General features: G+C 69.4%; 24 protein-coding genes and 1 pseudogene. 10 read left to right on the top strand and 15 right to left on the bottom strand.

Annotated features, from left to right (window positions below; translation table 11 throughout):
- Window positions 1-10: 10 nt before the first annotated feature.
- A complete protein-coding gene (locus ABR571_RS00275) occupies window positions 11-1546 on the bottom strand; it encodes a DHA2 family efflux MFS transporter permease subunit (RefSeq protein ID WP_409451179.1) in 1536 nt (511 codons plus the stop codon).
- 54 nt (window positions 1547-1600) lie between these two features.
- Window positions 1601-2596 carry a sigma-70 family RNA polymerase sigma factor gene (locus ABR571_RS00280; protein ID WP_409451180.1) on the bottom strand — a complete coding sequence of 332 codons (996 nt, stop codon included), beginning with the start codon at window positions 2594-2596 and terminating at the stop codon, window positions 1601-1603.
- A 141-nt stretch (window positions 2597-2737) separates the two neighbouring features.
- On the opposite strand from ABR571_RS00280, the gene ABR571_RS00285 reads away from it, so the two are divergent.
- Window positions 2738-4174 (top strand): DHA2 family efflux MFS transporter permease subunit, encoded by a 1437-nt coding sequence (locus tag ABR571_RS00285; RefSeq protein WP_409451181.1) that lies wholly within the window; start codon window positions 2738-2740, stop codon window positions 4172-4174.
- 85 nt (window positions 4175-4259) lie between these two features.
- Here the strand turns inward: ABR571_RS00285 and ABR571_RS00290 are convergent, their stop codons facing one another.
- The 3 genes from ABR571_RS00290 to ABR571_RS00300 are packed head-to-tail and all read right to left on the bottom strand — an operon-like array spanning window position 4260 to window position 7095.
- Window positions 4260-5333, bottom strand: coding sequence for an ABC transporter substrate-binding protein (locus ABR571_RS00290; protein ID WP_409451182.1), 1074 nt, complete (start codon window positions 5331-5333; stop codon window positions 4260-4262).
- A 53-nt stretch (window positions 5334-5386) separates the two neighbouring features.
- Complete coding sequence (locus ABR571_RS00295; RefSeq protein ID WP_409451183.1) at window positions 5387-6286, bottom strand: ABC transporter permease; 900 nt, start codon at window positions 6284-6286, stop codon at window positions 5387-5389.
- Window positions 6283-7095 (bottom strand): ABC transporter ATP-binding protein, encoded by an 813-nt coding sequence (locus tag ABR571_RS00300; RefSeq protein ID WP_409451184.1) that lies wholly within the window; start codon window positions 7093-7095, stop codon window positions 6283-6285. The genes ABR571_RS00295 and ABR571_RS00300 overlap by 4 nt, the downstream gene beginning before the upstream one ends.
- A 249-nt stretch (window positions 7096-7344) precedes the next feature.
- Between ABR571_RS00300 and ABR571_RS00305 the strand changes: the two genes are divergently transcribed.
- Complete coding sequence (locus ABR571_RS00305; protein ID WP_409451185.1) at window positions 7345-8955, top strand: ATP-binding protein; 1611 nt, start codon at window positions 7345-7347, stop codon at window positions 8953-8955.
- Complete coding sequence (locus ABR571_RS00310) at window positions 8955-9656, top strand: response regulator (protein WP_409451186.1); 702 nt, start codon at window positions 8955-8957, stop codon at window positions 9654-9656. The genes ABR571_RS00305 and ABR571_RS00310 overlap by 1 nt, the downstream gene beginning before the upstream one ends.
- Here ABR571_RS00310 and ABR571_RS00315 read toward each other — a convergent pair.
- Complete coding sequence (locus ABR571_RS00315) at window positions 9628-10080, bottom strand: hypothetical protein (protein ID WP_409451187.1); 453 nt, start codon at window positions 10078-10080, stop codon at window positions 9628-9630. The two genes, ABR571_RS00310 and ABR571_RS00315, sit on opposite strands and share 29 nt — an antisense overlap.
- 174 nt (window positions 10081-10254) lie before the next feature.
- Here ABR571_RS00315 and ABR571_RS00320 point away from each other — a divergent pair, with 174 nt between their 5' ends.
- Both ABR571_RS00320 and ABR571_RS00325 read left to right on the top strand, forming a co-directional pair.
- Entirely contained in the window at window positions 10255-10638 is a 384-nt protein-coding gene (locus ABR571_RS00320) for an ATP-binding protein (RefSeq protein ID WP_409451188.1), read from the top strand.
- A 15-nt stretch (window positions 10639-10653) separates the two neighbouring features.
- Entirely contained in the window at window positions 10654-12162 is a 1509-nt protein-coding gene (locus ABR571_RS00325; RefSeq protein WP_409451236.1) for an amidohydrolase family protein, read from the top strand.
- Window positions 12163-12166: 4 nt separating this feature from the next.
- On the opposite strand, the gene ABR571_RS00330 is transcribed toward ABR571_RS00325, so the two are convergent.
- Window positions 12167-13093 carry an SDR family NAD(P)-dependent oxidoreductase gene (locus ABR571_RS00330; RefSeq protein ID WP_409451189.1) on the bottom strand — a complete coding sequence of 309 codons (927 nt, stop codon included), beginning with the start codon at window positions 13091-13093 and terminating at the stop codon, window positions 12167-12169.
- On the bottom strand, window positions 13090-14337 hold the full coding sequence (locus tag ABR571_RS00335; RefSeq protein WP_409451190.1) for an oxygenase MpaB family protein: 1248 nt from the start codon (window positions 14335-14337) through the stop codon (window positions 13090-13092). Before ABR571_RS00335 ends, ABR571_RS00330 begins: the two co-directional genes overlap by 4 nt.
- Before the next feature lie 71 nt (window positions 14338-14408).
- Here ABR571_RS00335 and ABR571_RS00340 point away from each other — a divergent pair, with 71 nt between their 5' ends.
- Together ABR571_RS00340 and ABR571_RS00345 are read left to right on the top strand one after the other, a co-directional pair.
- Window positions 14409-16088: a GMC oxidoreductase gene (locus tag ABR571_RS00340; protein WP_409451191.1), complete on the top strand. Its 1680-nt coding sequence runs from the start codon at window positions 14409-14411 to the stop codon at window positions 16086-16088.
- The gene (locus ABR571_RS00345; RefSeq protein WP_409451192.1) at window positions 16085-16765 is read left to right on the top strand and encodes an acetoacetate decarboxylase family protein; all 681 of its coding nucleotides are present in this window, start codon (window positions 16085-16087) and stop codon (window positions 16763-16765) included. Before ABR571_RS00340 ends, ABR571_RS00345 begins: the two co-directional genes overlap by 4 nt.
- Before the next feature lie 82 nt (window positions 16766-16847).
- Here the strand turns inward: ABR571_RS00345 and ABR571_RS00350 are convergent, their stop codons facing one another.
- From ABR571_RS00350 to ABR571_RS00360, 3 genes are read right to left on the bottom strand one after another with little or no spacing between them, the layout of a single operon-like run.
- Window positions 16848-18161 (bottom strand): serine hydrolase domain-containing protein, encoded by a 1314-nt coding sequence (locus ABR571_RS00350; RefSeq protein ID WP_409451193.1) that lies wholly within the window; start codon window positions 18159-18161, stop codon window positions 16848-16850.
- A gap of 9 nt (window positions 18162-18170) precedes the next feature.
- Window positions 18171-18647, bottom strand: coding sequence for a hypothetical protein (locus tag ABR571_RS00355; protein WP_409451194.1), 477 nt, complete (start codon window positions 18645-18647; stop codon window positions 18171-18173).
- 8 nt (window positions 18648-18655) lie between these two features.
- On the bottom strand, window positions 18656-18841 hold the full coding sequence (locus tag ABR571_RS00360; RefSeq protein ID WP_409451195.1) for a hypothetical protein: 186 nt from the start codon (window positions 18839-18841) through the stop codon (window positions 18656-18658).
- A gap of 117 nt (window positions 18842-18958) precedes the next feature.
- Between ABR571_RS00360 and ABR571_RS00365 the strand changes: the two genes are divergently transcribed.
- Together ABR571_RS00365 and ABR571_RS00370 are read left to right on the top strand one after the other, a co-directional pair.
- Window positions 18959-19174 carry a heavy-metal-associated domain-containing protein gene (locus ABR571_RS00365; RefSeq protein WP_409451196.1) on the top strand — a complete coding sequence of 72 codons (216 nt, stop codon included), beginning with the start codon at window positions 18959-18961 and terminating at the stop codon, window positions 19172-19174.
- A pseudogene (locus tag ABR571_RS00370) lies at window positions 19171-20213 on the top strand (heavy metal translocating P-type ATPase); the annotation flags it as partial. The gene ABR571_RS00365 and the pseudogene ABR571_RS00370, both read left to right, overlap by 4 nt.
- A 494-nt stretch (window positions 20214-20707) precedes the next feature.
- Here the strand turns inward: ABR571_RS00370 and ABR571_RS00375 are convergent.
- The gene (locus tag ABR571_RS00375; protein WP_409451197.1) at window positions 20708-22750 is read right to left on the bottom strand and encodes an FAD-dependent oxidoreductase; all 2043 of its coding nucleotides are present in this window, start codon (window positions 22748-22750) and stop codon (window positions 20708-20710) included.
- Window positions 22747-23292, bottom strand: a complete 546-nt coding sequence (locus tag ABR571_RS00380; RefSeq protein ID WP_409451198.1) for a PadR family transcriptional regulator — start codon at window positions 23290-23292, stop codon at window positions 22747-22749. Before ABR571_RS00380 ends, ABR571_RS00375 begins: the two co-directional genes overlap by 4 nt.
- Before the next feature lie 128 nt (window positions 23293-23420).
- Here ABR571_RS00380 and ABR571_RS00385 point away from each other — a divergent pair, with 128 nt between their 5' ends.
- Complete coding sequence (locus tag ABR571_RS00385) at window positions 23421-24419, top strand: threonine dehydratase (RefSeq protein ID WP_409451199.1); 999 nt, start codon at window positions 23421-23423, stop codon at window positions 24417-24419.
- On the opposite strand, the gene ABR571_RS00390 is transcribed toward ABR571_RS00385, so the two are convergent.
- Both ABR571_RS00390 and ABR571_RS00395 read right to left on the bottom strand, forming a co-directional pair.
- Window positions 24409-25044, bottom strand: coding sequence for an MBL fold metallo-hydrolase (locus tag ABR571_RS00390; protein ID WP_409451200.1), 636 nt, complete (start codon window positions 25042-25044; stop codon window positions 24409-24411). The two genes, ABR571_RS00385 and ABR571_RS00390, sit on opposite strands and share 11 nt — an antisense overlap.
- A 4-nt stretch (window positions 25045-25048) precedes the next feature.
- Window positions 25049-25462, bottom strand: a complete 414-nt coding sequence (locus tag ABR571_RS00395) for a DUF5709 domain-containing protein (RefSeq protein WP_409451201.1) — start codon at window positions 25460-25462, stop codon at window positions 25049-25051.
- Between the last annotated feature and the right edge of the window lie 11 nt (window positions 25463-25473).

Raw genomic sequence — 25473 nt, forward strand, 5'->3', positions numbered from 1 at the left:
GCCGGCTGGGTCAGTGCATGGTGACGGGGACCGAACTGGGCTCGCTGGCGGCGGCGACGGCCGGCCCCTCCACCTTGCGCCGAGGCAGGAACAGCGCCGGGACGACGGTCAAGAAAATGAGCACGAGCGCCACGGTGAAGGTCGTGGCGAAACCATCCGCAGCATCGGAGAAGCCCTTGGCCAACTGCGCGGGGCTCAGCTTGTCCGCGATCGACTTGCTGTGTCGCGATGCGATGGCCGGTCCGGCGAACGTCGAGTCGCGCACCTGGTTGGTCAGGATCACCGACATCACGGCGGCGCCGATAGAGCTGGCGATCTGCTGCATGATGTTCATCAGCGTCGAACCTCGGGCGATGGTCGGCCCGCTCAGCGTCTGCAGCGCCGCCGTGAACAGCGGCATCATGGTGCCGCCCATGCCCAGCCCCATGGTGAACAGCACACCCATGATCAGCAGGTACGAGGTGTGCGGGCCGACCTGGGTGAGCACCGCCATGCCGCAGCCGATCAACGCCAGGCCGGGGACGACGATCCTCTTGATCGCGATCTTGTCGGCGAGGAAGCCGGCAAGCGGCATGGTGATCATCGCGCCGATGCCCTGGGGCGCCACCAACAGCCCGGCGTGCAGCGTCGACTGACCGCGCACCTGCAGGAAATAGCTCGGGATCAGCAGACCGGCGCCGAAGAACGCGATCGCGAAGAGGAACATCGCGATCGTCGAGATCGTCAGCTGGCGGTTCTTGAACAGCCGCAGATCGATCAACGGGTGCTCGGGCCGGAAGGCATGCCGCACGAAAAGGCCGACCAGCACCGCGCCGATGGCCCCCGGGATGAGCACGCGGGCGGCCGCGACCGTCCCCTCGCCCGGAATCGACGAGACCCCGAACAGGAACAGGGCCAAGCCCGGCGAGAGCAGCAACATGCCGAGGAAGTCGAACGCCTCCGACGGCTGCGGCGAGTCCTTCGGCAGGGCCAGGAAGGCGTAGAGGAGGGCTGCGGCACCGATCGGCACGTTGATCAGGAAGATCCAGTGCCAGCTCGCCGCCTGAATGAGCCAGCCACCGAGGATCGGCCCGGTGATCGGCCCGAGCAGCATGGGGACGCCGAGAACGGCCATCACGCGGCCGATCCGCTCCGGGCCGGCCGCCCGCGTCATGATCGCCATGCCGACCGGCATCAGCATGCCGCCGCCCAGCCCCTGCAGCCCCCGGAAGGTGATCAGCGAGCCGATGTTCCACGCCGTGCTGCACAGCGCCGAGCCGAGGACGAACAAGACGAGCGCAGTCATGTACATCCGCCGGGCGCCGTACCGGTCGGCCGCCCAGCCGCTGAGCGGAATCACTGTGGCCAGCGCCAGGGTGTACCCCGTCATCGTCCACGCCACGTTGGCGTAGCTGGTGTGGAACACCGTCTGGAACGTCGGTAGCGCGACGCTCACGACCGTGATGTCGAGGATGGACATGATCGCCCCGAGCACCACGACACCGGCCACCTTGAGGACGGCGGCATCGAGCTTCGTGTTGGCCGGAGCGGGAGAAGCATCGCTCATCCGGCCACGGTATCTCAGCGGTCGGACACGATTTGGCCGGCGTGCGGAGGCGTCCTAATCGAGCGTGCGGGGCAGGCCGAAGTACGGCGCGACCGAGGTTTCGAATCGCGCCAGGTCGCAGATCTGGTCGCCGGCCAGGCCGATGACCAGCACGCCGGCCAGACGCAGCCGTCCGCTGACCGCATCGCGCAGGTATTCACCCCACGCCGGCTGGCCGTTGGCCCGGATCGGCACCATCCGGTCGAAGCGGCGTACGTCGCCCGAGACGGCGGTGAAGAACCGGTGCGCTGCCGCTCGCCCCTGGTACTCGAACGGAAGCGGGGGCATCCGCACCCAGACGTCGTCGGTCATCAGCGCGACGAGAGCATCGACATCGAGCTCGGTGAAGGCCACGAGGAAGCGGTCGAGCAGCGCCTGTTCCTCATCGCTGCGCGGCGCCGGCGGCGGCGGCCCCGCCGATCGAGCGGAATCCATCGACGCCCGCGCCCGCCTGAGCGCGTTGGTGACCGCGCCCTCGGTGAGCCCGAGCAGCTCGGCGGCCTCACTCGCCCGGTAGCCGAGCACGTCGCGCAGCAGGAGGACGGCCCGCTGGTTCGGCGGCAACAGCTGCACCGCCGTCACGAAGGCGAGCGAGATCGCCTCGCGGGACTCGTAGCGGGCCTCGGGCCCCGGCGTCTGGTCGGGCACGGAATCGAGCAGTGCGTCGGGGTAGGGCTGCAACCACAACACCTCGCCCAGGTGGGTCGGCTCCGGACGTCCCGACGTCGCCGGCTCGGCCGGGACGGGACGGCGGCTCGAGGACCGCAACAGGTTCAGGCACCGGTTCGTGGCGATCCGGTAGAGCCATGTGCGGATCGACGACCGGCCCTCGAAACCCTCCAGCCCCAGCCATGCCGACAGCAACGTCTCTTGCACCGCGTCCTCGGCGTCCTGAAGCGAGCCGAGCATGCGGTAGCAGTGCACCTGCAGTTCGCCGCGGTGTGGCTCGACGAGGGCAGCGAACGCCTGGCGGTCCCCCGCCCGGGCCTGCAGTAGGAGTTCTGCCGACATGGTCACCTCTCTCGTGATCGTCCCCCTCACTACTGACACCGATCGGGACCGGAACTGATCGGTGCCGAGCCGACCAGTTCCCGACGGGCCGCGGGTCTATCCCTTCGAACGGACTTCCTCGCCCGGACGGAGAACCTCGAAATGGAAACCGGCAAGCCCACGCACGCGAGCTGGACGGTCGTCCTCGCCTCGCTCGGCGTCTTCATGACCGCGCTCGACACGCTCGTCGTCGCCAACTCGCTGCCCGCGCTGCGCGGGAGCCTGCACGCGAGCCTCGACGACCTGGAGTGGACGGTCAACGCGTACAACCTCGCCTTCGCCATCGCGCTGCTGACCGGAGCCGCCGTCGGTGACCGGTTCGGCCGGCGCCGCGTCTACGCGATAGGGCTGGCCGGCTTCACGGTCGCGTCGGCCGCGGCGGCGCTGTCGACGAGTGTCGGCATGCTCATCGCCGCCCGCGGCGTCCAAGGTGCGGCGGCCGCCGCGGTCATGCCGATCACCTTGACCCTGATCAGCGAGGCCTTCCCGGCCGAGAATCGTGGCGCGGCCATCGGCCTGTGGGGCGGCATCACCGGCTTGGCCGTCGCGGCCGGTCCCGTGGTCGGCGGTGCAATCGTCAGCGGCATCAGCTGGCATTGGATCTTCTGGCTCAACGTGCCGGTGGGGCTCGCGCTCGTCCCGCTGTCCCTCTCACGGCTGACCGAGAGCTTCGGGCCGCGCTCGCGGCTGGACCTGACGGGCCTGACCCTGTCCGCCGCCGGCTTCTTCGGCATCACCTGGGGCATGATCCGCTCGAACCGCGTGGGGTGGGGCAGTGGCGAGACGATCACCGCGCTGCTCGCCGGCGGTGCGCTCGTAACCGCGTTCTTGCTCTGGGAACGCCGCACAGCGACGCCTATGCTCTCCGCCGAGCTCTTCCGCTCGCGCGCCTTCAACGCGGCCAACGCCGTCAGCTTCCTGATGTACGCGTCCCTGTTCGGCGTGCTGTTCCTGATGATGCAGTTCCTGCAGACCGCGCTCGGCTATTCACCGCTCGCGGCCGGCCTGCGCACGCTGCCCTGGACAGGCGCTCCAATGGTTGTCTCGCCCATCGCCGGCATCCTGGCCGACCGAATCGGCACCCGGCCGCTCATGCTGACCGGGCTCGCGCTGCAGGCGGGCGGCCTGGGTTGGATCGCGGTCATCGCCGAGCCGGGGATGAGCTACACGTGGCTGGCCGCCGCGCTCGGTGTCGCCGGAGTCGGAATCTCGCTGTGCTTCCCGTCAGTGGCCAACGCCGTGGTCGGCTCCGTCGCGCCGGCGGAGATGGGGATCGCCTCCGGGACGAACAGTTCGGTCCGCGAGATCGGCGGCGTGTTCGGCATTGCCGTGCTCGCGTCGGTCTTCTCATCGCCCGGCGTCTACACCTCGACGCGGACGTTCGTCGATCACTTCTCCACCGCGTTGTGGGTCGGGGCGGGGCTGTCGGCAGTCGGTATCCTCGCCGCGGCCGCGCTGCCCAAACGCATTGGGTCAGTCGTGGTCCGCTCCGTTCCGGCGGCGGCGGTGATCAGCGAGGAGTCGGCCGTTCGGACGTGACGGCTGTCGCGGCCGGCAGGTGATGCAGACGGGCCGGCTCGGGTTGCCCCGAGCCGGCCCTGTCGCGTGCTGAGCCGAGCCGCTATCAGGCCAGTGGCACAGCTGCCTGGACGAACTCGTTGGTGTAGGTCTTCGCCAGGTCGATCTTCTTGCCCTTGACGGTGTCGTTGAACGCGTCCTGAACGGCCAGGCAGGTCTTGGGGCCGTCAGTCGGCATGAGGCCGTTCGGGTTGAAGATGCCCTTCTCCGAGTCAAGCGCCTTCGCATACGTCGACTTCCCCACACCGGCGTAGTAGTCGGCCGGCATCATGTCGGCGATCTGTGCGCCGGTGTGCGACTGGATCCACTTGAGCGTCGAGACGTAGGCGTTGACCAGCTTCTGCACCACGTCCTTGTGCGCGTCGACGTAGGCAGTGGTCATGTACAACGAGGTGGCCGGGTACGTCCCCCCCAGCGCCTGCCGCGACCCGGCCGCGGTCCGCATGTCCAGCAGGATGAAGCCGGTGTTGTCGCCGAGAACCTGTGACACCGTTGGCTCGGTCGTCATTCCGCAGTCGATCGCCTTCTGCTTCATGGCGGCGATGAAGGTCGATCCGGCGCCGACGCCACGGCGGACCGTCTTGGCCGGTGAAACGCCGTTCTTGGTCGCGAGGTACTGCGTCAGGAAGTCGGTGGACGAGCCGACGTCGGTGATGCCCAGTCGCTTGCCCGACCAGTCCGCCGGGCTCTTGATCTTGCCCTTGAGGTCGCTGCGGCAGACCTCGACCTCGCCGGGAATCTGCAGCATCGAGACGACCGACTCCGACGACTTCCCCAGCGCCTGCAGCGCGATGTTGTGGTCGTAGAAGCCACCCACGCCTTGAACCTGTCCGGCGATCATGTTCTTGGTCGCGTCGCCGCCGGCCGGCTCGTCGATGAGATTGACGTTGACACCGGCCTTGGCGTAGTAGCCGAGCTGCTTGGTGAGCATGAACGGTAGGTAGATCTGCTTCGACAGCCCGCCGACCATGATGGTCAGTTTGGGCGCGCCGGCGGAAACCGCCTTGGCGGCGCTCCCGCTCGCTCCCTTGCTCTGCGAGGCCTTGCTGCTGCAACCGGTGACGGCAAGTGCCGTCGCGGCGATGAGCGAGACCGCCGCCGTGATCGTTCGTCTGGTCATGAGAAATGCCTTCCTTGTTTGTGAGTGCAACGTGACGAATTCGTCAGAGGTGGTCAGATACCGGCGTCACCAGCCATCTGCGGCGGCCGCCAGCGCAGCAGCCGCTTCTCCAGCGCGGTGATGAGTGCCTCCGCGACCAGGGCGATGACGCCGATCACGACCATTCCGGCGAGGACACCGTTGGGTGAGAAGTTGTTCTGCGCATTGCGAATGAGCAGCCCCATGCCCTTGTCCGCACCGAGCAACTCGCCCACCACGGCTCCGATCAGCGCGAAGCCGAAGCTGACGTGCAGGCTGGCGAGGATCCACGTGAATGCGGACGGGAGGACGACGTGACGCACCGTCTGCCATCGGGAGGCACCGAGGATGCGAGCGTTGGACAGCAGGTTGCGGTCGACTTCGCGTGTGCCTTGGAAGGCGTTGAAGAAGACCCCGAAGAATACGAGCACCACCGCCAGCACGACCTTGGACGTCAGCCCGAAACCGAAGGCGATGGAGAACAGCGACCCGAGCACGATGCGCGGGATAGAGTTCGCCGCCTTGATGAAGGGCGACAGCAGGTCCGACAGGAATCGGTTGCGGCCGAGGGCGATGCCGAGCAGCACTCCGAGGGCCACGCCGATGAGGAACCCGTACACGGCCTCCTGCAGAGTCACCATGATCTGCTCGGCGAGCGATCCCTGTGCTGTGCCGTCCGTGACCCAGACCTTCAGTTGCTTCCAGACCCCTGACGGCTGGCCCCAGAAGAACTTGTCGATGTGCTTCGTCCGGACGCCGATCTCCCACGACCCCAGAGCGAGGACCAGCAGCGCGAACCGGGCCAGGTTGAGAAGGATGCGGCGCCGCACCCGACCGCGCCGCACCTGCCGGACGCGCGCCCGGTCGTCGTCCTCGATCGCCGCGTCGAGTGGCGCGGTCACATCGTGCTCGGTCTTGGGGCGGGCCTGCGTCATGCCGACACCTCCGTCGTGCTGCGCGCATACGCGGTCTCGACCTCGGAGCGCAACGCCTCCCAGATCTCGGAGTAGATCGAGACGAACTCGTCGGTGAACCGGATCTCCTGCGCCTTGCGCGGACGCGGCAGGTCGATGCGGAACGTTGCCTTGATCCGACCTGGACCGGCGGTCAATACGACGACCTTGTCGGCGAGGGGGATGGCCTCCTCGAGGTCATGGGTCACGAAGATGACCGCCGGACGGGTTTGCTCCCACAGAGCAAGCAGTTCGTCGGCCATGATCGATCGCGTCTGCACGTCGAGAGCGGAGAACGGTTCGTCCATCAGCAGCACTCGCGGCTCGTTGATGAGGCTCTGGGCCAGCGCGACCCGCTTGCGCATACCGCCAGACAGTTGATGCGGGTAACGGTCCTCGAAGCCGCCGAGGCCGACCCGGCGAAGCCAGTCGCGCGCCGCCTCGATCGCGGCGCGCTTCCCGGCGCCCCGAAATCGCGGCCCGCAGGCCACGTTGTCGAGGACGCTCTTCCAGGGGAACACCGCGTCGTTCTGGAACATGAACCCGACACCGGGCGTGATACCGGTGACGGGAACGACGTCGACCTCGACGGTCCCCGTGCTGGCGCGTTCGAGCCCGGAGACGAGCGTCAGCGTGGTCGACTTGCCACAACCGGTGGGTCCGACGATGGCGCAGAACTCGCCCGGCGCGACGGTGAGGTGCAGGTCGCGCAGCGCCGTGTAGATGCCGCCCGAGGGCGTGGCGAATCTCTTCGACACCCCGTTCAGCTCTATGGCGTTGGTGGTGGTCATGAGTGGTCGAACTCCTCTGCCGTCGTGATTGCAGAAGGGTGCGCGTCGACCTGGCGGGCCGGAAGCGTTGTGTTCGTTCTCCGACTTCGCCGCGATGCCCGCGATAGGCGGTGAATTGCTCGTCACGCGAACGTTTCGACAGGTTGTGTGCGTTGTGCTCGGCGCCGCTTCCCCCGGCGACGCGTAGCGTGCTTACATGCCGGGCAACCGCTCTGCCGAGTGCGTTGCGGCAGTTGGAGGTGGGCACCGATGTGGCGGCTCAAGACCCTCGCATCACGGATCCTGCTTGCCGTCCTCGTCATCCTTCTGGCCACCGTCGTCATCGGCGGTGTGTTGGATGTGCAACTGACCAAGCGCACGTTCGATCGACAGTACGAGGACCGGGCGGTGTCGGTTGCCGATGTGGTCGCCGAGATGCCGCAGATCCAGAGCGCGGTCGCGGCAGGTGATCCACGGCAGGTCATCGACCCGATCGCCGAGCGCGTTGCCCACCGTTCGGGCGTCTCCTACGTCGTCGTCACCGATCGGGCCGGCATCCGGTTCTCGCATCCGAATCGCTCGCTCATCGGCAAGAAGCTGGAGGAACCGGTCGCCGCATTGGACGGCCGGAACCACGTGGGCATCGACCACGGCAGTCTGAAGCGATCAGCGAACGGCAAGGCACCGATCTTCGACGCGTCGGGCGCGGTCATCGGCCAGGTCTCGGTCGGCATCGTGGAGGCGCGGATGGCCGGCGCGATCAGGGAACAGATCACGGCCATCGCGCTCTACTCCGGCTTGGCCCTCGGCATCGGCGTCCTCGTCGCACTGCTCATGACGCGCGGGCTGCGCCGGGCGACATTCGGTCTGGCGCCAGCCGAGATCGGCTCGCTCCTGCAGGACCGCGAGGCCATGCTGCACGGGATCCGGGAAGGCGTCATCGGCTTCGACGCCAAGAACCGGATTACCTTGATCAACGACGAAGCGCGTCGCCTCATGCGGCTCAACGGAACGGTCATCGGGCGCTCGGTGGACCAGGTCGTGCCGCCCGGCCGGCTGCGCGATGTATTGAACGGCTCCGCCGAGGGGCCGGACCAAGCCGTGCTGACCGACGATTCGCTACTGGTCGTGAACCGCAATTCGGTGGTGGTCGCCGGACGCGACGTGGGCAGCGTCGTCACGCTGCGCGATCGCACCGAACTCGAGTCGCTCGTGCGGGAGTTGCACGCGATGACGGGCCTGGCCACCGCGCTTCGGGCCCAGGAGCACGAATTCTCCAATCGACTTCACGTGATCGCCGGCCTCATGGATCTCGGCGACTACGAAGAGGCCAGCCGTTTCGTCGAGACGATCGCCGAGAACCACATGGTGTCGGCGGAGGACCTCCGGGCCCGGATTTCGCCGCCGGTCGTAGCCGCGCTCCTGCTCGCCAAAGTGTCCGTCGCGGCCGAGAGCGAGATCCAGCTCGAGATCTCCCCGACCTCGCATCTCGATGTGCCTGACAGCGCAGCGCAGAACATCATGACGATCGTCGGCAACCTGATCGACAACGCGATCGACGCGACGGCCGGCGCGAGCGCCCCCCGCCGGATCAGCGTCCACCTCGAAGACGAGGAGGAGATCGTGATCGTGGTGTCGGACAACGGGCCTGGGATTCCGGCCGACGCCATCGGTCAGATCTTCGAGGACGGTTACTCGACCAAGTTTCCGCGCGGGCCGTCGCGGCGTGGCCTCGGGCTCGCCCTCGTCCAGCGGCTCGTGCACCGGGCCGGCGGGACGGTCACTGCCACATCGGCAGAAGGCGCCCGCTTCGAAGTTCGGATGCCCTTGCCGGAGCGGCGGGACAGCCGGGCGGCCGCCGTAGCGAAACGGTATTCGTGATGGACGCATCGCAGCTGCCGATCCGCACTCTGGTGGTGGACGACGATTTCCGCGTCGCGCGCATCCACGCCACCAGCGTCGAACGGATCGAGGGGTTCGTCTGTGTCGGGCAAGCCCACACCGCCGCCGAGGCGCGGGCCAAGATCGGGGAGGACCAGCCCGACCTGCTGATCCTCGACATCTACCTCCCGGATGAGGACGGACTCAGTCTTCTGCGCTCGCTCACCGGCGCCGGCAACGCCCCGGACTGCATCTTCATCACCGCCGCGCGTGACCTCGAGTCCGTCCGCGCGGCGATGAGCATCGGGGCCATGTACTACTTGGTCAAGCCGTTCGGCTTCGGCCAGCTCAAGGACAAGCTCGAAAGCTACCGGCGGTGGCGGCTGGAGGTCGCCGGTGCGGCCGGCGGCGATGAGGCCGACCAGGCCACCGTCGACTCGTTGTACGACATGCTGCGCGGATCGCGCGACGGCAGCAACAAACCACGCCTGCTGCCGCCGACGATGGCCAAGATTCTCCGGGCCGTCCAGGAGAGTTCCGGACCGGTCGCGGCGACCGACATCGCCAGCACGGTTGGCGTCAGCCGGCCGACGGCCCAGCGCTACCTCAGCGAGTTGCACCGGCGTGGCGTGCTCGAGCTCGACCTCGAGTACGGCGCGACCGGACGGCCGATCAACCTGTACCGGCCTGCTCGCACTTGATGCCCGCGGTGAACCGCGGGTCGCAGGGCAGCCGGGCCCAGGTGGCCGTCCGCCCGTTGGAGGCGGCACGGACACCGCGGTTCGTGCTGATCGCCGCGACGATGCGGCCACCAGCATCGGCGGGGTCCCCGGCGACCGGGTCGGGGACGACGTCGCCCCCATCCGCTTCCGCAGCCGCAACGGGGCGGTCGTCGGTCACGGTCACATCCAGGCGGTCACGGTGCAGGTCGACGAGCACCTCGACAGCACTGGCGTCGGCGATCACTGCACTGGTCACCAGCTCGCTGATGAGCAGGGTGACGTCGTCGGCGAGGTTCCACCCGGCCGGCGTGAGTGCCGATATCACCGCCGCGGCACCGAAGTGACGGGCGGCGGCGGGTGCGGCCGGGTCGGCGGGATAGCGGCGGCTCGCAGCCACGCACATCTGCGGATCCACCCCCGTCTGCCGTTGGCTTCGGCCTCGTCGTTTCGGCGATCCTCGGCGCACGCTACGCCGCTTGAACACCTCTGTCCCAAATGGGTGGAATCGCTCAGGGTCAGTGCGAACCGGAGGATTCCGCCTCCCGCCGGGTAGTAAGTACCCGACAGGAGAGAAATTATGGGGCAATGGCGGGCGGCCGTCGATCTTCCGGCCGAACCCGGTGGCCCACGGGCCGCCCGGCGTGTTGTCGCGGCGCTTCTGGACGTGTGGGACCTGGCCGAGCTGAGCGACGACGCGCAGCTGGTCGTCAGCGAGCTGGTCGCGAACGCGTACCGCCATGCGTCGGGGAGCGGCCCCTTCGAACTCGAGGTCATCGGCCGCTCCGACGGGGTCCGGATCGCGCTGGCCGACGGGTCGGCGATCCATCCGGTCGTCAAGGAGCCGTCCTTGGACCGGTTGACCGGCCGCGGCATGGCGCTCGTGGCTGCGGTCGCGGCGGGCTGGGGGGCCGAGGACCGGCGCGGCGGCAAGCGGGTGTGGGTCGACCTCGTGGCTTCATGAGAGCGACGCTTGCGGCTGTGCAGGCCCGAACGGAGTGAGGGCATGAGCGAGGTCCTCCTGCGCGGGGGACGGGTCGTCGATCCGGGCACCGGCTTCGACGGGACCGCCGACGTCCTCATCTCCGCCGGCCGGATCGCCGCCGTCGCACCCGACATCGACGCCGACATCGGTGACGCCACGGTCGTCGACGTGCGGGGCCTCGTCGTCGGCCCCGGCCTGGTCGACCTGCACAGCCACGTGCACTCGATCGCCGGTCAGCGACTGCAAGCGATGGACGGCGTCACCACGGCGCTCGACCTCGAGGCCGGGATGATGCCGCTCGGCCGCGCGTACGCGAGGGCGGCCGAGGAAGGGCGGCCGCTGAACTACGGCTTCTCGGCCTCGTGGGCATCGGCGCGCGCCGTCGTCCTCACCGGCGTGCAGCCCGACGCGTCCATCACCGGCAGCCTCGCCGTCCTCGGCGATCCCCGATGGCAGCGGTCGTCCAGCCCGGCCGAGCTGGCGGGTTGGCTTCGGCTGCTCGAGGACGAGCTGGCCGGCGGCGCGCTCGGTATCGGCGTGCTGATCGGGTATGCACCCCGCTCGAACCCGACTGAGTTCCTGGCAGTTGCCCGCCTCGCCGCAGGGGCGGGAGCGCCCACCTACACGCACGTGCGCGAGCTGGTCGAAGCCGACCCGACCGTGCCGATCGACGGAGCCGAGGAAATCGTCCGGGCGGCCGCTGAGACCGGCGCGGCGATGCACCACTGCCACGTCAACAGCACCTCGCGCCGGCACGTCGACCGGGTCCTCGGCTCGCTCGCGCGCGCGCGAGCCGGCGGCGCCCGCGTGACGGTCGAGGCCTACCCCTACGGTGCCGGTAGCACGGCCATCGGGGCGTACTTCCTCGATCCCGGCCGGTTGGGGGTCTGGGGGCTGCGGCCGACGGACATCCTGCTGGTGCGGACGGGCGAGCGGATCGCCGACGCCGGGCGGTTGCGCGAGGTGCGGGCGAGCGATCCCGGCGCGGCCTGCATCTTCGACTTCCTCGACGAGCAGGACGCGGCCGATGGCGCGTTGTTGCACCGGGCGCTGGCGTATCCGGACGCGATCGTGGCGAGTGACGCCATGCCGCTGGTGTGGCCCGACGGGGCGGTGGACACCCGCGAGTGGCCGCTGCCGCCCGGTGCGTCCACGCATCCGCGCACGGCCGGCACTTTCGCCAAGACGCTGCGCCTGATGGTGCGAGAGACACAGTCGTGGACCTGGCTCGAGGCGTTCCGGCGCTGCTCGTACCTGCCGGCTCGCGTGCTGGACGACGTGACGTCCTCAGCCGCCGGCAAGGGTCATCTTGCGCCGGGCGCCGACGCCGACGTCGTCGTCCTCGATCCCGGTGCGATTAGCGATGTCGCGACCTACCTCGACTCGTGCGTGCCGTCGGTCGGCGTGCGGCATCTGCTGGTTGACGGCACCTTCGTCGTGCGCGACGCCGTGCTGCAGACCGATGCGTATCCCGGGCGGGCGGTTCGCGGCGAGCCACGCTGATGGCTCAGCCGAGCGTCTCGATCCACGTCCGCGTCTCGTCCCACAGCCGGGCACCGACGGCGGTGTCGTGGGCCTCAGCGCTCGGGTCGGCGGGCGCGCAGGCGCGGTAGTAGCCACTCGGCAGCTCAGCGGCGGTCGCGCAGTGCAAAGTCGTCTGCGCTCCCTGCTCGGGCGACAGCAACATCCGCGACTCGATCGGTGCGAACACCTTGCGCAGCCCGCCGAGCAGCCGCGACTCCTCGAGCCCCTTGTCGGCGATGTGGCTGAACACCGAGCCGGGATGCAGCGTGTAGGCGCGAACTCCGGATTCGGCCTCACGAGTGGCCAGCTGATGGGACGCGTGCACGAGCGCGAGCTTGGACAGGCCGTACGCATCCCACGAGTGGTACGGCTCGAGCGCCTTGAACAGGAACTCGTTGCGGCCACGTACGTGCAGCTTCGACACCACGGTGACGATGCGCGCATCCCCGGTAGCGGCGCCGGCGGCAACGAGTGCGGGCAGCAGCCGGGCGGTCAGGTGCATCGTCCCTAGATAGTTCGTCCGCCAGTGGATCTCGTAGCCGTCCGGGGTCAGCCGGGGCTGCGTCCACTTCGAACGCAGGTCGAGATGGACGCCGGCGTTGTTGACGAGGACGTCGAGTGCGTTGCCCTGCGTGTCGGCGAACCAGTCGGCGAACCGCGCCACCGACGCGGCGTCGGTGAGGTCGAGCGGATGACCGACGACCGTGCGTCCGGCGGTGGTGAGCTGCCCGACGGTCGCGTCGGTGGCCGTGCGCGTCGTGACGACCACGCGGGCGCCCCAGTCGGCCAGCGCCTGTGCCGTCGCGAAGCCGAGTGAGCCCGGGCTGGCTCCGGAAACGATGACGGTGCGGCCGGTCAGGTCGACCCGTGCGGCGCGGGCCTGCCGGTCCGGAGCGGCGCGACGGCTCATCGGCGCAGCGCTTCGGCCGGCATGAATTCGGCCTGCTCCTCCCCCATCTGGTTGCGGTACCAGGACTCGCGGCGGCGGCGCTGGTTGCGATCGGCCAGCCGGTCGAGCGGCGGGAGGAGTCGGCGCAGCGTCTCCAACACCAGCAGGAAGGGTGCCTGCAGCAACGGCAGCAGCACCCACGGCCACGCCCGCGGCATCGTGTGGGAGTTGTAACTCTGCGGCAGCATCCAGAACCGGGTGTAGCCGACGAGCGCGCGGTACTCGACCTCGTCGCGCACCCGCTTCGGCCACGGCGAGCCGGGCTTCGGCGCGAACGCCGGCAGGTAGGACTCGATCAGCTCGTCGCCGTCCGCGCCGGCGGCGTAGGCGCGTTTGACGAAGGCGGCGAACATCAGCTGGACGGACTCGCGGAAGTCGCGCGGGTACCAGTCGGGCTGCACGCCGAGCAGGTGGCCGACGTAGCGCCAGAAGTGCAGCAGTGCCTCGATCTCGGCGATTGTCGTCTGGTGTCCGGCTGACCAGAGCGACAGGCCGGGGACGACGCTGCCGCCCATGAGCGTCAGGGCCGCGTCGGCAACGCTGATCGGCGCACCCCATGCGTCGAGGTTCCACTCGGCGTGGTCCATCAGCCGGCGGCGGATGAAGACGTGCATGATTCGGACGCGCATGGCCGTCGCCCGTCCCGGGCCACCCGGGTCGAGGCCGCCCGGTTCGGAGATGTCGATCCAGAAGCGGACGGTTTCCATCTGCCGGTGGTGCGCCCGTTCGCCGGTGTAGCCACCGGACAGCGCGAGCGGCTTGGCGATGGAGCTCTCGGTGTACATCTCCAGCGTCGACGCTGTGGCGAACTTGAACACGGATGTGCCCCATCTGCGGAACACGCGGGCGCCGCGGTCGGCGAGGTCGCGGTCGAGCCAGGGCGGCGGCATCTCGAACTCGGCGAAGAGGCGGCGCATGGAATCCGGTGCGTCGGGAACCGAGTCGATGCCGTGCTCGATCGCCCGGTCGAGCATCTCCCGGCCGGCCTTCGCTCCTCGGGCGTCGTAGACGTCGGCAACGAAGGCCTCGGCCACCGGGTCGGTGTCGTAGTACGCGGCAGCGAATCTCTGGACGTAGGCGTCGTCGGGCTGCGGGTCGAACCGCCAGACGGCGCGCCAGGCCTTACGCGCGCGCTGCACCACGGGCTCCTGCAGCCGGTCCCAGTACCGGAACTCGGCCGGGATGCGCTGCGTCGGTGCCGTCACGTCCCTGCTCCTTATTGGCGCGCTGTCAACAGTCCGTTAGGCTAGCGCTCCGTCCACTGGCAGGAGCATTGGTGTCCGATTTCGACTACGACGTCATCGTCATCGGCTCGGGATTCGGCGGCAGTGTCAGCGCCCTGCGCCTCACCGAGAAGGGCTACCGCGTCGGCGTCCTCGAGGCCGGCCGCCGGTGGCACTCGGACGACTTCCCGAAGACGAATTGGAAACTGCGGGACTCGATCTGGGCACCTCGCCTCGGGCTGACCGGGACGCAGCGGATCAGCCTGCTGGGCAACGTGACGCTCTTCAGCGCGGCCGGCGTCGGAGGCGGCTCGCTGATCTACGGCAATACGCTCTACGAGCCGCTCGACAACTTCTGGGACGACCCGCACTGGTCGCACATCACTGATTGGCGAAGCGAGCTGGCGCCCTACTACGACCAGGCGAAGCGGATGCTCGGGGTGGCGGAGAACCCGCGGATGACGCCGGCCGACGACGTCCTGCGCCAGGTCGCCGACGAGCTCGGCGTGCGCGACACGTTCCACACCACGAACGTCGGCGTTTTCTTCGGCGAGCCCGGGGTCGAGGTCGAGGACCCGTACTTCGGTGGCTCCGGCCCGCGCCGCACCGGGTGCATCCACTGCGCCGGGTGTTTCGTCGGCTGCCCGCACAACGCGAAGAACTCGACCACGACGAACTACCTCTACCTGGCCGAGCAGGGCGGCGCCCAGGTCCACGCGCTGACGACGGTGACCGACGTCCGTCCGCTCGCCGGCGGCGGCTACGAGGTGTCGACGGTCCGGTCCGACCGCTGGCTGCGCAAGAAGCCGCGGCGCTTCACTGCCGAGCAGGTCGTGTTCGCGGCCGCCGCCCTCGGCACGCAGAAGCTGCTGCACCAGCTCAAGGACAGCGGTTCGCTGCCCAACATCTCCGACCGGCTCGGTGAGCTGAGCCGGACGAACTCCGAGGCCGTCCTGTCGATGTCGAGCCGCAGCCGCTACGACTTCGCCCAGGGCGTCGCCATCACGTCGTCCATCCATCCGGAACCCAACACGCACATCGAGGTCTGCCGGTACGGCAAGGGGCAGAACGCGCTGTTCCCGCTGACCGCGCCGCTCGTCGACGGCGGCCGGATGCGGCTGCTGCGCTTCCTGCTCATCGTGCTGTTCCACCCGATGCGGTTCCTGCGCAGCCTGCGCGTCCACCGCGCGTCCGAGCGCTCGGTGATCCTGCTCGTGATGCAGTCACTGGACAACTCGCTGACCTCGTTCGGCAAGCGTGGTCTGTTCGGCTACCGGCTCAAGACCAAGCAGGGCACCGGTGAACCGAACCCCGACTGGATCCCGCTCGCGCACGATGTCGCGCGCAGCTTCGCGAAGAAGATCGACGGCGATGCGTTCGGCATGTACGCCGACGCGTTCAACATTCCGTCCACTGCGCACTACATCGGCGGCGCCGTCATCGGCGCCACCCCCGAGGAGGGCGTCATCGATCCGTACCAGCGCGTCTACGGTCATCCCGGCCTGCACGTGGCCGACGGGTCGGCAGTGTCGGCCAACCTCGGCGTCAATCCTTCGCTGACCATCACCGCGCAGGCTGAGCGGGCCATGGCGTTCTGGCCGAACAGGGCTGACCCCGACCCGCGTCCGGCTCTCGGGGCAGGCTACGAGCGGCTGACGCCTGTGGCGCCCACACGGCCGGCGGTGCCGGAAGCGGCGCCGGGCGCCCTGCGGCTGCCGATCGTGGTCCGATGACGCCGGCCGACCTGCTCGCCGTGCCCGGCGTGCCCGAGTCCACCTTCGCGCCGGCGACGTCGCCCGACCTGCCGGCCGTTGCGCCACCGGCGCCGTGGAACTGCACGAGCACCGGGATCGTCTGGCTGGCGCGCGGCGGTCCACGTGCGCTGGCCGTCGCCGGTCGCGAGGTGGCGCGCGGCGCGAAGGCGCCCGTCGTCATCGGAGGGCTGATCTCCTATGCGAGCACGCCGGTGGGGACCTATCACGAGGTGTTCGGCGGCGTCGCTCTTCGCACCGGGCGCGACGTGGCGGTGACGATCCCGTTCATGGCGGTCGACTCCCGCGACAGCGTCGTGGGCGGCCGGCAGAACTGGTCACTGCCGAAGGTTCTGGCCCGCTTCACCGGCGAACCGACCGAACTCGCCATGACGGCCGAAGGCGACGGGTGGACGGTGCGGGTGACGGCCCGGCCCATCGCGCCGAAGCTGCCGGTCAAGACGACCGGGCGGGTCGTTCAGGCGTGGCCGGACGGTTCCGTGCGCTCGGCCGTGCTGACCGGCAAGGCCCGCTCCCGCCCGGCACTGGTGACCGTCGAGGTGCGCTCCAACGGCAACCTGGCGTCGTGGCTGCGTCCCGGCCGGCATCTCGGCGCGGTCATGACCGGCACCGAGTTCACCCTCCCCGACCCCTCCTGATCAACCCCGCGTGATCGACCCCGCGTGATGCACCTGATCAACAGATCGGATTCGTCGAATATCGACCGTTCCGATCTCTTGATCACGCTTGGTAGAGCGCGGGCTGCTTCACCTTCGGCGACTCGACGCCGATCCGCCGAAACAGCCGCCACAGCGCGTCCAGGTGGGGACCGACGACGGGCTTGCCGCTGGTGATCAGCCCGACCGCGAGCTCACGACGCGGGTCCGCCCACATGGACACGTTCGTGAACCCGAGGTGCCCGAACGCCTCATCGGTGTCCGGGCCGTACAGGCTCAGCGTCTTGGCACCGAGCATGTAGCCCTGCGAGTAGCGGATCGGGAAGCCGAGGGTGCGGTCGAACTCGTGGTAGGACGTCTCGGCCGTCGCCCGCCGGATCGTGCGCGGCTTGAGCACCGACACCCCGTCCAGCGTGCCGCCGGCGCGCAGCAGGTCCATGAACCGCGACATCTCGAAGGCGGTCGACACGACGTTGCCGGCCGGGACGATGCCGGTGAGCAGGCGCGGGTCGTTCGACAGCTCGGTCAGCTCGTCGAACGGCATCCCGAGCGCGCGGGTGAGCAGTCCCGAGACCGGCGCCACCATGCGCGGGCCGGTCGGGTACGCGAGCCCGACCTGCGCGACGTCCTCCGGCGCGACGCCGAAGTTCGTCCAGCGGAAGCCGAGCGGGCCGAGGATTCCGTGGGCGAGCACGGTCCGGATGTCGTCGCCAGTGGCGCGCCGGACGACCTCGCCGAGGACGAAGCCACCCGAGATCGTGTGATAGGCCACCGCCGCGCCGGGCCGGTGGACAGTGCGCAGCTTGGGGATCGCCTCGAGGATGCGCTCGGGGTCCTCGAGCCGTTCGAGGTCCATCATGTCGCGCGGCAGCTGCGGGATTCCGGCGCGATGCGAAAGCACCTGGGCGATGGTGATCGCGTCACGGCCACCTCCGGCGAACTCCGGGAGGTAGTCGGTGATCCGGTCACCGAGATGGATGATGCCGCGCTCGGCGAGCTGATGGACCACGGTGGCGGTGACGGCCTTGGACGAGCTGAAGGTGCAGAACGGGGTGTCGGGAGTGGCGAGCACCCGCTCGGCGTGCGGCCCCTCGCCCGGGCCGGCCCCACGAGCCCAGCCGAGCGAACGGTCGAGCACGACCTGGCCGTTGCGGCGCACGCACAGCGTGATCGCCGGGTTCATGCCGCGGCGGAACAGCCGCTCGGCCGCCGTCCAGATCCGTTCGACGCCGTCCGCGGTCATGCCGGCCGAGGTCGGGTCGACCTCCCGATCGCTGCGACCGGTGATCGGTTCCAGGTCGCGCGGGATGCGGACCAGGCGCATCGGGTTCGCGGCCGCGTGCACGCGGGCGCGCGCACCCTGCGGGTAGGTCAGCATCGGAGGAGCCTACGAGACGCGGCGCCCGGCGCGGGACACCACGACGACCGTCGCGGCGTAGAGCGCATGCACGGAGAAGGACGAAACGAGCAATTCGCGCTTCCACCGCCACGGTGGCGGTGTGCCGCCGAGGGTCGGGAAGAGGACGAGCGCCATGGTCTGGCAGCCGGCGTAGAACACCGCCCCGGCGACGAGTTCGTTGCCCGCAGCCCGGCGCACCGGCTCGTAGGCCAGCGCCACTGCACTGCCGTATCCCCAATGCACGGCGGTGAAGACGGCCCACTTCGCGCGACGGCTTCGCGGTGGTCGCCGCCCGACGGCCCGGCAGGCCGCGATGACGACGTGATCACTGGCGTCATAGTCGACGGGACCGTCGGAGTCGGCGCGCACAGCCGTCTCGGCGGCCAGCGCCGCGCTCATGACCGCGGTGCCGGCGACGCCACCGAGCAACGCGCTCGTCCACGCGTTGCCCCGAGAACCGCCCACCGCGCCGGTCAGCCGTCAGACCACTCGTCGCCCGACGCTTTGGCCGCCTCGGTGTCAGTCGTGGTGCCGTCGGCCTCGCGCTTGAACACATCCGCCTCGCGAATGTCGCTCGAGGTCTGCTCGGCGACCTGTTCGACCATCTCTTCGTCCGACAGGCCCTCGCCGGCTTCGGTGATCTTGCCCTCGCTGCTCATGCCTGCTCCTTCGTTGCCGATGTCGTTCCCGACAGGGCCTACCCCCGAGGCGGAGTCTCGAATCGGGGTATGCTGTCCGCATACCCCCCATAGGTATCCGTCAGGCAAGGAGATCCGATGAGCGTGCACACCTATTCGGTCACCGGTATGACATGCGAGCACTGCGTGAACGCGGTGCGCCAGGAGATCGGCGCCCTTGACGGCGTCAGCGATGTGGTAGTCGACCTCGACGCCGGCGGCACGTCCACCGTCCGCGTGACGAGCACCATGCCCGTCAGCGACGAACGGGTGGCCTCCGCTCTGGACGAGGCCGGGGACTACCGGTTGGCATGACCGAGAAGACCGCCGACCCGGCCGCGCACGTCGTGGAGCTCGCCATCGGCGGGATGACGTGCGCGTCCTGTGCCGCCCGGATCGAGAAGAAGCTCAACCGATTGGCGGGCGTGACCGCGACCGTCAACTACGCGACGGAGAAGGCCCGCGTCACGCACCCCGACTCGGTGACCGTCGAGCAACTTCTCGGGACGGTCGAGAAGGTGGGCTACACCGCGTCCGTCGACGCGCCGGCGAGCACCGACGACACCGGGTCCCTGCGCACCCGGCTGCTGGTCAGCGCCGGGCTGGCGCTGCCGGTCCTCGTCGTCTCCATGACGCCGTCGCTGCAGTTCCGCTACTGGCAGTGGGTCGCGCTGGTGCTGGCGACGCCCGTCGTCGTGTGGGGCGCCCTGCTGTTCCACCGGGCGGCGTGGACGAACCTGCGCCATCGAGCGACGACGATGGACACCCTCATCTCGCTCGGCGTGCTCGCGCGGCCTACCTCTGGTCGCCGTGGGCCTTGTTCGCCGGAACCGCCGGTGAGACCGGCATGCGGATGCGGTTCAGCTTCACGGCATCCGACGGCGACGCGCTGTACCTCGAGGTGGCATCCGCGGTCACCGTGTTCCTGCTGGCCGGTCGCTATGCCGAGGCCCGCGCCAAGCGCCGGTCGGGTGCGGCGCTACGCGCGCTGCTCGACCTCGGCGCGAAGGACGTCGGCGTCCTCCGCGACGGCCGCGAGGTACGAATTCCCGTCGGTCAGCTGGGCGTGGGTGATCGGTTCGTCGTCCGTCCCGGCGAGAAGGTCGCGACCGACGGCGAGGTGGTCGACGGGAGCTCGGCGGTCGACACCTCGTTGGTCACCGGCGAGTCCGTGCCGGTCGAGGTGTCGCCGGGCGATCCGGTGATCGGCGCGACGGTGAACGTCGGCGGTCGGCTCGTGGTGCGGGCCACCCGGATCGGCTCCGATTCGCAGCTCGGGCAGATGGCGCGTCTGGTCGAGCAGGCGCAGAACGGCAAGGCGCAGGTGCAACGCCTGGCCGACCGGGCCTTGGCCGCCTGACGGGTCGTCTCGGCGGGTGTGACGCAGGCGGCATTCGGTCCGTGTCGCTACCGGCTCCGGCGCTGTCACCCGGCACACTGGGGAGGCACAACGCTGAACATAGGTGTGGGGCCCTGTCATGTATGAGATGACAGGGCCCCACGTTCGTCTTCCCGCCTGGTCGATCCGAGGACCGACTGGCCTGTCCGACCCGACCCGACCGCCCCGCCGAATCCGAAGACCGACCGGCTTGCCGAACCGTCTCGCCCGCTTCGATCCCCCTACCGAACCTTCCGGTTTCCCGGCCGATCCGGCTTCCGAGGTCTCCCTCGAATCAGGTTCTCTGCGCTGCGATGGGCTATGTCTACTGCCTTCCCCAACGCCGCACAAGAGCTGTTCCGAAGTCCGTCGAACTTCTTTGCGTCGTCCACAGTTCGAGCCGGGTTATCCCCCGAAGGCGAGGGTTTTGCACCGCTCGTCCACAGGTCTTGTCCCCAGTTGTGGACGGATCAGAGGCGAGCAGCGAGCCGAGTGCCCTGGTCGATCGCCCGCTTGGCGTCGAGCTCGGTCGCGACGTCGGCGCCACCGATCAGATGCGGTTTGACCCCAGCCGCCGCGAGCTCGGTCACGAGCTCGCGGCGCGGTTCCTGGCCGGCGCAGATGACCACGTCATCGACGGGGAGGACGCGCAGCCGCGGGTTCTTCTCGCCGATGGTGATGTGCAGGCCGTCGTCGTCGATCTGGTCGTAGGTGACTCCGCGGATGAACTCGACGTCGCGGGCCTGCAGCGCGCTGCGGTGAACCCACCCGCTCGTCTTGCCGAGCCCGGCGCCAACCTTCGTCGACTTGCGCTGCAACAGGTAGACCTGACGCGGTGGCCGCACCGGTGTCGCGGGCACGAGGCCGCCGCGGGCGGTGGCGGGGTCGGCCACGCCCCACTCGGCGAGCCACTCATCGCGATCCTGGGCCACCCCGCGCTCGCTGGTCGAGGTGAGGAACTCGCTGACGTCGAAACCGATACCGCCGGCGCCGATGACCGCAACCCGCGCGCCCAACCGGACCTTGCCGAGGATGACGTCGGCGTAGCTGTGGACGTTGCGACGGTCGGCGCCGGGAAGGGCGACGGTTCGCGGCGTGACGCCCGTGGCGAGCACGATCTCGTCCCACCCGCCCTCGACCAGCTCGGCCGCAGTGACGGCCGAGCCGAGGTGGACCTTCACGCCGGTCAGCTCGAGGCGCCGGGTGAAGTAGCGCAGCGTCTCGGCGAACTCCTCCTTACCGGGGATGCGCCGGGCGAGTTGGAACTGGCCACCGATCTCGGCATCGGCCTCGAACAGCTCGACGTCGTGTCCGCACTCGGCCGCGGCGGTGGCCGCGGCCAGCCCGGCCGGACCGGCGCCGACCACGGCGATGCGCTTCGCCCGGCGCGTGGGCAGCAGCTTGAGCTCGGTCTCGTGCGCCGCGCGGGGATTGACCAGGCAGCTCGCGATCTTGTGCTGGAAGGTGTGGTCGAGGCAGGCCTGGTTGCAGGCGATGCAGGTGTTGATCTCGTCGCTGCGGTCGTCGGCCGCCTTGCGCACCCACTCGGGGTCAGCGAGGAACGGGCGGGCCATCGACACCATGTCGGCGTCGCCGCGGGCCAGGATCTCCTCGGCCGTCTCCGGCATGTTGATGCGGTTGGACGCGATGACCGGGATGCCCACCTCGGGGCGCAGCTTGCCGGTGACCCAGCTGAAGGCGGCGCGCGGGACGGACGTGACGATCGTGGGCACCCGCGCCTCGTGCCAGCCGATGCCGGTGTTGATCAGCGTGGCGCCGGCCGCCTCGACGTCCTTGCCGAGCGCGACGACCTCGTCCCAGCTCTGCCCCTTGTCGACCAGGTCGAGCAGAGACATGCGATAGACGACGATGAAGTCCGGACCCACGGCCTCGCGGGTCTTGCGGACGATCTCGACGGCGAACCGGCGCCGCTTCTCCGGCGTGCCACCCCACTCGTCGCGGCGCTTGTTCACCCGCGCGGTGAGGAACTGATTGATCAGGTATCCCTCGGAGCCCATGATCTCGACGCCGTCGTAGCCGGCTTCGCGGGCAAGCACGGCCGAGCGCGCGAAGTCGTCGACGGTCGTGCGGATCTCGCGGCTGCTCATCGCCCGGGCGCCGAAGGGGGTGATCGGCGACTTGCTGCGCGACGCGCTGGCGCTGAACGGGTGGTAGGCGTAGCGGCCGGCGTGCAGGACCTGCAGGGCGATCCGGCCGCCGTTGTCGTGTACCGCGGCGGTGATCTCGCGGTGACGGCCGACCTCGCGCCCGCTCGTGAGCTTGCCGGCCATGGGCAGCAGCCAGCCCGTGCGGTTCGGCGCGAAGCCGCCGGTGACGATGAGGCCGACGCCGCCGCGGGCCCGCTCGGCGTAGAACTCGGCCAGCCGCGACAGGTTCTTGGGCCGGTCCTCGAGGCCGACGTGCATCGAGCCCATCAGCACCCGGTTCGGCAGCGTGGTGAAGCCGAGATCGAGTGGCGCGAGCAGATGCGGATAGCGGCTTGTCTCGGTCATCGTCTGCCCTTCGGGCTCAAGGCGGCCGCGACCTCGTCGTACCAGTCGATGAGGCCGCGTTCGAGAGAGATGCCGCCGCGCAGCACGAGCCACTGGTGCAGCCGGTGGCCGCGCAGTGCGGACGGGTCGGGGAACTCGCGCTTCTCGTTGTTGAGATAGAACTCGAGCCGCTCGGCGTGCGCCGCCCGGTGGCGGCGCACCTCGTCGGCCACGGCCTTCGCGTCGCCGTAGGACGCACCGCGGATCTTCACGGCGAGGTCGGATCGTGCGGCTTCCGGCTCGGCCGGCTGCGCGATCCAGTCGCGCAGCTCGTCGCGCCCGGCGGCGGTGAGGTCGTACACCTTCTTGTCGGGACGGCCGTCCTGCGCGACGTGGGTGGACGCTATCCATCCGGCCGACTCCATCCGGGCCAGCACCTTGTAGACCTGCTGGTGGGTGGCCGTCCAGAACTGGCCGATGGACTTGTCGAAGCGGCGGGCCAGGTCGTATCCGGTGCTCGCCCGCTCGGCGAGCGACACCAGGATCGCGTGCTCCAGCGCCACGAGCCAGACCCTACCTATGCAACTAGTTGCACTGCAAGTCGTTGCGGCCCCGTTCATCAGACCGGTTCTTCGGGTTTGGCCCGCCCAAATCGTTGGGCGCACTCGACGCGGGGGGCGAGACTCGGAGCATGTCCTTCACCCGGGCTGAACTCGAGGCCGCCACCACGCTCGTCCGCCGCACGATGCCGGCTACGCCCACCTACCAGTGGCCCCTTCTCGCCGATGCGACCGGCGTGGACGTCTGGGTGAAACACGAGAACCACACGCCGGTCGGAGCGTTCAAGGTGCGGGGCGGCCTCGTCTTCGTCGACCGGTTGCTCGCCCGGCGGCCCGAGGTCACCGGAGTCGTGTCGGCGACCACCGGCAACCACGGCCAGAGCCTCGCCTTCGCCGGACGGGCGGCGGGCCTGCGCGTCGTCATCGTCGTGCCGCACGGGAACAGCCCGGACAAGAACGCGGCGATGCGATCCCTCGGGGCCGAGGTGGTCGAGCACGGCTCGGACTTCCAGGTCGCCCGGGAGCACGCCGGCGAGCTGGCCGGCGCCGACCCGGGACTGGAGATGGTGCCGCCGTTCCACCCCGACCTCGTGCTCGGGGTCGCAACCTACGCTCTCGAGCTGTTCGAGAGCGCGCCGCCGCTCGACACGGTCTACGTGCCCATCGGGATGGGCTCGGGGTGCTCTGCGCTGATCGGCGTGCGTGACCTGCTCGGGCTGCCGACCCGGATTGTCGGGGTGGTCGCGGAACGCGCCGACGCCACCGCACGCTCGTTCGCTGCCGGGACAGTCGTCGCCACCGAGTCGGCCGACACCTTCGTCGACGGCGTCGCCACGCGTTCGCCCGATCCTGAGGCAATCCGGCGCATCGTCGCCGGTGCGGAGCGAATCCTGACCGTCAGCGAGGACGCCGCGGCCGAGGCGATGCGCCTGCTGTTCCGCACGACGCACAACGTGCCCGAGCCGGCCGGCGCCCTTGCCCTCGCCGCTCTGATGAGCGACCCCGATCGCGAGTCATCGAAATCGGTCGCCGTTGTCCAGACCGGCGGCAACATCGACGCCGAGACGCTGGGCGTCGTCCTTGCCGGCCGAACCCCCGCGCCACCGTCCGCGCGGGCACTCACACGGTGACCGACGCCTCCCATGAGCTGAACTCGACGCCGAACCGCTCGGCTATCGGCACCAGGTTGCGCTGCAGGATCGCGCCGTACGCGTCGTTGACCAGCGCGTCGTGGATCGGATACGCCCGGGATGCGCGCATCGCGACGGTGAAGTCGATGATCTCCGACATCTTCGACCACGGTGCGTTCGCCGGCAGCAACAGCGTCGAGACGGGGACGGGCGGAACGACGAACGAATCGCCCGGGTGGTAGACCGCGCCGTCGACCAGGTACGCGACGTTGGCGACGATCGGGATCAGCGGATGGATGAGGGCGTGCTGGCCACCGAACGTCTGCACAGCGAAACCGGCCGCCTCGAACGACTCCTGCGCGCCGACGGCGACAACCTGCTCCCCGAGCTCCGCGAGAACCGCCGCGACCGACGCCGGCGCCCACAGCTGAAGCCGGGAATCCGCACTCAGCGCCGCGCGCACCGGTTCGAGCGCGATGTGATCCATGTGCTCATGAGTGATCAACACCGCGTCAGCACCGTCGAGCGCCGCCGCGACATCACTGAACCCGCCCGGGTCTATGACCAGGGTCCGCTCGCCGTGGTCGAAGCGGACGCAGGAGTGCTTGTGCTTGGTCAGCTGCACCGGGCTATTCCTCGACGATGTGCATCGCCGCTTCTTCGGCGCTGGACGCGTACCCGGCGGGGCCGACGTCCTCGGCGATCTCGTCCTTCTCGAGGTCGGCGTGTGCGCCCTCGTCGGGGGCGACGAGCCGACCGGCCCGCGGGTCCTCGTCACCGGCGTCGATGTCGGCCTCGGTGATGTCGGGTTCCTCTTCGCTCAGCTTCTGGTCGAGGGACTCGCCCTCGCGTTCCTCGAACGGAGTGGGGATGCGCTTGAAGTTGTACGGCTCGCGGTCGGGTGGGTCGTAACTGGTCTGCATGACCTCGTCCGGGTCGTCCCCGGTCAACGCCTCGATCGGATCGAGGTCGTCGGTGTCGCCCACCGGGTCGCCGGACTCGTAGACGCTGTCGCCGTACAGATCATTGTCGCTTTCACTCATGCGGCCATCGT

Source organism: Jatrophihabitans sp. (assembly GCF_046262535.1).
In the GTDB taxonomy this organism is placed as follows: domain Bacteria; phylum Actinomycetota; class Actinomycetes; order Mycobacteriales; family Jatrophihabitantaceae; genus Jatrophihabitans.